Origin of the sequence: Streptomyces flavofungini (assembly GCF_041028215.1) — a bacterium.
GTDB classification, from domain to species: Bacteria; Actinomycetota; Actinomycetes; order Streptomycetales; family Streptomycetaceae; genus Streptomyces; species Streptomyces flavofungini_B.
The window spans coordinates 1-4,449 of the sequence record NZ_JASKYR010000746.1 but is presented as its reverse complement, the minus strand read 5'-3'; the positions used below and the strand labels follow the sequence as shown (position 1 = coordinate 4,449).

Genomic DNA, 4,449 nt, shown 5'->3' with positions numbered 1-4,449 from the left:
GACCTGTCATGAGCGTCTCCCCCATACGGGCATGACAGGCGGGGGTCCGCGGCGCTACCTTCGACGAGGCAGCGTGGGGCTGTCGCGCAGCGAGGAGGGGCCGTGGACAGCGGAGCAGTCGAAGCGTCGAAGGGCGAGCAGCGCGCGGGGCTGCTGAACGGCTTCGCGGCCTATGCGATGTGGGGGCTCGTCCCCCTCTTCTGGCCGCTCCTCAAGCCCGCCGGTGCCGGGGAGATCCTCGCGCACCGCATGGCCTGGTCGCTGGTCGTGGTGGGCATCGCGCTGCTCTTCGTACGGCGCTGGGGCTGGGCGCGCGAGCTCGTGCGGCAGCCGCGCAGGCTGGGCCTGGTGGCGGTCGCCGCGGCGGTCATCACCGTCAACTGGGGCGTCTACATCTGGGCGGTGAACTCCGGCCACGTCGTCGAGGCCTCGCTCGGCTACTTCATAAACCCGCTGGTCACCATCGCCATGGGCGTCCTGCTCCTCGGCGAACGGCTGCGCCCCGCGCAGTGGGCGGCGGTCACCGTCGGCCTCACCGCGGTCCTCGTGCTCGCCTTCGGGTACGGACAGCCGCCGTGGATCTCGCTCTGCCTCGCCTTCTCCTTCGCGACGTACGGCCTGGTCAAGAAGAAGGTCAACCTCGGCGGCCTGGAGTCGCTCGCCGCCGAGACCGCCGTGCAGTTCCTGCCCGCCGTCGGCTATCTGGTCTGGCTCGGCGCGCGGGGCGAGGCCACGTTCGGCTCGGAGGGCGTCGGACAGGCGTCGCTGCTCGCCGCCACGGGTGTGGTGACCGCCGTCCCGCTGGTCTGCTTCGGGGCGGCGGCGATCCGCGTGCCGCTCTCCACGCTGGGGCTGCTGCAGTACCTCGCCCCGGTCTTCCAGTTCGTCCTCGGCATCCTCTACTTCCACGAGGCCATGCCGCCCGAGCGCTGGGCGGGCTTCGGGCTGGTCTGGCTGGCTCTCACGCTGCTCACCTGGGACGCGCTGCGGACGGCGCGGCGCAACGCCGCCCGCCTGGCCGCCGCCCGCGCGGCGGCGGCCACGTCCCCCGCCGTACGGAACGAGCCGGAGCCCGCGGCCTGACCCCGGCTCAGTCGCGTGGGTCCCAGCCGCCCGCGTCGGCCGTGCGCTTCACGTACGCGCCGAAGTCCCGTGCCTCGCGGCCGAGTACGTCGCGCACGCCGGGCGCCGGGGCCGCGTTGTGGCCCTCGGCCAGCCAGGTGAGCACCGCCGCGAGCGACCGGGCGGCCTCCTCCGGCACGCCCTCCCCCGTCAGCTCGGCCACGTACTGCTCCTCGGTGATCGCCTCGAAGCGCATCGGGCGCCCCGACGCCTCCGCCATCTCCGCCACCGCTTCGGCGAAGGTGAGCGCGAGGGGCCCGGAGAGTTCGTAGACCCGGCCCGCGTGGCCGTCCTCGGTGAGCAGGGCGGCGGCCACGTCCGCGATGTCCTCCGCGTCGACGAACGGCTCCGGCACGTCGCCGACGGGGAGCGCGAGACGCCCCGCGAGCAGGGGCGCGAGGAAGAGGTCCTCGTCGAAGTTCTGCGAGAAGTTGTTCGGGCGGATCACCGTCCAGTCGACGCCCGCCTCCCGGACCGCGCGCTCGGCCGCGGCCATGGACGGCTCGAAGGAGTCGCCGTACACCTCGACGCCCCGCCCGGAGAGCACCACGAAGCGGCGCACACCGGCCTCGCGGGCCTGCTCGACGAAGTCGGCGACCGGTCCGGGTCCGGGCGGCCCGACCAGGTAGAGGGCGCTCGCACCGGCCAGGGCGGGGGCCCAGGTGGCGCGGTCGTGCCAGTCGAACGGGGTCTCGGCGGTACGTGACGCGGCGCGCACCGCATGGCCCGCCGCGCGCAGCCGGGCGACGACGCGGCGGCCCGTCTTGCCGGTGGCGCCGAGGACGAGGATGGGGCCGGAGGAACTGCTGGGGGCGCCTGTCCGCGCTGATGAGGTCATGGAGCCAGCCAATCGCGCCGGGCCTGGCGAGGGCATGGGCATCCGTCTCGCAGGGATGGGTGTCCGTCTACCGTGAGCGCATGGACGCTCTGGGGGATCTGCTGCGAGGGGTGCGCGCGGACGGCGCGCTGTTCAACAGGGTGACGCTGACCGGGCCCTGGCGGACGAGCCGCGCGGAGGGCGCGGCACTCGAACTGATCACGGTCGTCGGTGGCGCCGCGCGGATCGGCACGGCGCCATGCGAGCCCCGGACGCTGCGGCAGGGCGGGGCCGCCGTCGTCTGCACGACGGCTCCGTTCACGCTCGCGCCCGCGGAAACCGGCTCCTGCGATGTGGTCACGGGCTCCTACCAGCTGGACCGGGCCGTCGGGCGGCGGCTGATCGGCGCGCTGCCGCCGCTGCTGGTCGTGCCGTCCGGCGAGGAGTGCATGCCCGTCGTCGAGCTGATCGCCGATGAGGTGGCGGCGGACCGGCCGGGGCGGCAGTACGTGATGGACCGGATGCTGGACTGGATGCTGGCCTGCACGCTGCGGGAGTGGTTCGACCTGCCCGAGGCCTGTCCGCCCGCCTGGTACCGGGCGCTCGGTGACGACGTGGTCGGCCCCGCGCTGCGCGCCATGCACGAGGAACCGGCCCGGCCCTGGACGGTGGCGGCGCTCGCCGCGCGGGCCCGTGTCTCGCGCGCCGCCTTCGCCAAGGCCTTCGCCGAGCTGGTGGGGAGGCCGCCGATGGCCTATCTCACGGAGTGGCGCATGACGCTGGCCGCCGAACTCCTCGCCGAGCCGGGCGCGACGGTCGCGGCGGTGGCGGGCCAGGTCGGATACGCCGACGGCTTCGGCTTCAGCGACGCCTTCAAGCGCACCAGGGGCATCACACCGAGCGGCTACCGGGCGTCGCTGCGGGTCGTGGCGTAGGGGCTGCTGTCGTGGCGTAGGGGCTGCTGTCGTGGCTTAAGGGCTGCTGTGCTGGCGCAAGGGCTGCGGGTTGTGGCGTAAGGGCTGCACTGCTCGCCGGTAACCGCTATAACTGGTTACATGACCACACTGCACTGGAAGCTCGTCATCGACGCCACCGATCCGCACGCCCAAGCCGCCTTCTGGGGACAGGTCCTCGGCTACGAGGTGGAGGACCACGGCGCGCTGGTCGACCGTCTTCTCGGCTTCAACGCGGTGCCGGAGGCGGTGACCGTCGACCTCGGCGGCCGTCGCGCCTGGCGCGACCTCGCGGCGGTGCGGCACCCCGACGACCCACACGACGCGGAGAGCGGCACGGGCCTCGGCCGCCGCATCCTCTTCCAGCGCGTCCCCGAGCCCAAGTCCGGCAAGAACCGCCTGCACTTGGACGTCCACTCGGCACCGGGCAACCGCGACGCCGAGGTGACCCGCGTGGAGGCCCTCGGCGCGACGGTGACCCGGCACGTCAAGGAGCCGGGCGGCGAGTGGGTCATCATGCGGGACCCCGAGGGCAACGAGTTCTGCGTGCACTAGGAACCGGCGCGGCGCGCGATGACAGGATGGAGAGGAAACGACACCGCCCCTACCGCAGGAGCCCCGCCCCATGTCCCCAGTCGGCCAACTCGTGGTGCAGGAGTACGACCCGCGCTGGCCCGCGTGGTTCGAGGACCTCAGGGGCCGGATCGCGCCCCAGGTCCAGGGCCTGGCGCTGTCCGTCGAGCACGTGGGCAGCACGTCCGTACCGGGGTGCGCCGCGAAGCCGATCATCGATGTGGACATCGTGGTGGCGGACGCGTCCGCGCTGCCCGAGGTGACCGCCAGGCTCGTCGCGGGCCTCGGCTACCGGCACGAGGGGAATCTCGGCATCGAGGGCCGCGAGGCCTATCGCCACGATGACGCCTCCATCGAGCACCACGCGTACGCCGTGGTGGCGGGCAGCAAGCCGCACCTGGACCACGTGCTGCTCCGTGACCACCTGCGCCGGGACCCCGAAGCGGTGCGGCGCTACAGCGAGTTGAAGACGGTCCTCGCGGCGCGGTTCGCAAGCCTTCCCGATGCCCGTACGCGCTACGCGGAGGCCAAGAACGCGCTGGTGGAGGAGCTGATCGCGGCGGCGGCAGCGCGGTGAACCGGCGGGCCGCCACCCCCGGCGCCCGCCTCCTCCTTGCCGCCTGCGGCTGCTGCGCCCTGCTCTCCCTCGCCCTCGTGCCGCTCACGCTGCCCCTCGGGTGGGACGAGACCGTCTACGCGAGCCGGTTCTCCCCCTACGGGCCCGCCACGGAGTTCAGCGCCCCGCGCACCCGTGGCGTCCCGCTGCTCATCGCGCCCGTGGCCTCCTGGAGCGACTCCGTCGCACTGCTCAGGGGATGGCTGCTCCTGCTCTCCCTTGCCGCCCTCCACCTGGGGTTTCTGCCGTGGCTGCGGGTTCTGCGGCGATCGGCGGCCGTCGCCGTGGCCGCCGCGCTGTACGGCAGCCTGTGGTGCGTCTCCTTCTACGCGAGCGGCGCCATGCCCAACCACTACACCGCCATGGGG

At 73.5% G+C, this 4,449-nt stretch carries 5 protein-coding genes and 1 pseudogene; 5 read left to right on the top strand and 1 reads right to left on the bottom strand.

Annotated features, from left to right (window positions below; all coding sequences use genetic code 11):
- Positions 1 to 177: 177 nt before the first annotated feature.
- Positions 178 to 1,083, top strand: coding sequence for an EamA family transporter RarD (rarD, locus tag AB8Z36_RS33685; protein ID WP_369217185.1), 906 nt, complete (start codon positions 178 to 180; stop codon positions 1,081 to 1,083).
- Positions 1,084 to 1,090: 7 nt separating this feature from the next.
- Here the strand turns inward: rarD and AB8Z36_RS33680 are convergent, their stop codons facing one another.
- Complete coding sequence (locus AB8Z36_RS33680; RefSeq protein ID WP_369217184.1) at positions 1,091 to 1,960, bottom strand: NAD(P)H-binding protein; 870 nt, start codon at positions 1,958 to 1,960, stop codon at positions 1,091 to 1,093.
- Between the two features lie 80 nt (positions 1,961 to 2,040).
- Here AB8Z36_RS33680 and AB8Z36_RS33675 point away from each other — a divergent pair, with 80 nt between their 5' ends.
- From AB8Z36_RS33675 to AB8Z36_RS33660, 4 genes and pseudogenes are all read left to right on the top strand, one after another.
- On the top strand, positions 2,041 to 2,874 hold the full coding sequence (locus AB8Z36_RS33675; RefSeq protein ID WP_369217183.1) for an AraC family transcriptional regulator: 834 nt from the start codon (positions 2,041 to 2,043) through the stop codon (positions 2,872 to 2,874).
- Positions 2,875 to 2,994: 120 nt separating this feature from the next.
- Positions 2,995 to 3,447 carry a VOC family protein gene (locus AB8Z36_RS33670; protein WP_369217182.1) on the top strand — a complete coding sequence of 151 codons (453 nt, stop codon included), beginning with the start codon at positions 2,995 to 2,997 and terminating at the stop codon, positions 3,445 to 3,447.
- 70 nt (positions 3,448 to 3,517) lie between these two features.
- Positions 3,518 to 4,042: a GrpB family protein gene (locus tag AB8Z36_RS33665; RefSeq protein WP_369217181.1), complete on the top strand. Its 525-nt coding sequence runs from the start codon at positions 3,518 to 3,520 to the stop codon at positions 4,040 to 4,042.
- Positions 4,039 to 4,449, top strand: a pseudogene (locus AB8Z36_RS33660) (hypothetical protein); the annotation flags it as partial. The gene AB8Z36_RS33665 and the pseudogene AB8Z36_RS33660, both read left to right, overlap by 4 nt.